Here is a 623-nt window from a genome sequence, read left to right as displayed (position 1 = left end):
GGACAGGATGCCCATATCGTTGGAGGCAGTTTGACTGATGCAATTAATGAAGGTGTAAGAAGGGGATACGAAAAAGGCTATCTGCGGAAATCGGTGGTAAAAGATCCGTTGGACAGGGTAAATACAGGCGATAATACACCGGCTGTCATACATTATGACATTGTGCCGGGAGACAAAATTAAAATAATTGCAGCGCCTAAAGGCTTTGGCAGTGAGAATATGAGTGCAGTAAAAATGCTTAAGCCTTCAGATGGTGTAAAGGGTGTAATAGATTTTGTTATTCAAACGGTAGACCAGGCCGGAGCAAATCCATGTCCTCCCATAGTGGTAGGGGTTGGAATCGGGGGAACTATGGAGAAAGCGGCATATCTTGCCAAAAAAGCCCTCTTGCGGCCAATCAATCAAAGAAGCCATAATGAGTATTATGGAAGTCTCGAGCAGGAACTGCTGGAAAAGATAAACAGGCTTGGGATTGGACCGCAGGGATTGGGGGGGACAACCACGGCACTTGCAGTGAACATTGAAACTTTTCCTACCCATATTGCCGGCTTGCCGGTGGCCGTAAATATAAGCTGCCATGTGGCACGCCATGCTGAGGCAGTATTATGACAAGGAAAATTGGA

The 623-nt window shown here is 46.4% G+C and carries 1 protein-coding gene; it reads left to right on the top strand.

What is annotated here, in order from left to right; translation table 11 throughout:
* Positions 1 to 609 (top strand): fumarate hydratase (locus CIB29_RS18285; RefSeq protein ID WP_094552240.1); only part of this gene is annotated, 609 nt, incomplete at its 5' end.
* Positions 610 to 623: the final 14 nt, after the last annotated feature.

The organism is Petroclostridium xylanilyticum, from assembly GCF_002252565.1.
Lineage (GTDB): Bacteria > Bacillota > Clostridia > SK-Y3 > SK-Y3 > Petroclostridium > Petroclostridium xylanilyticum.
Note: the sequence above shows the minus strand (reverse complement) of the source record. Positions and strands in the feature narration are given on the sequence as shown.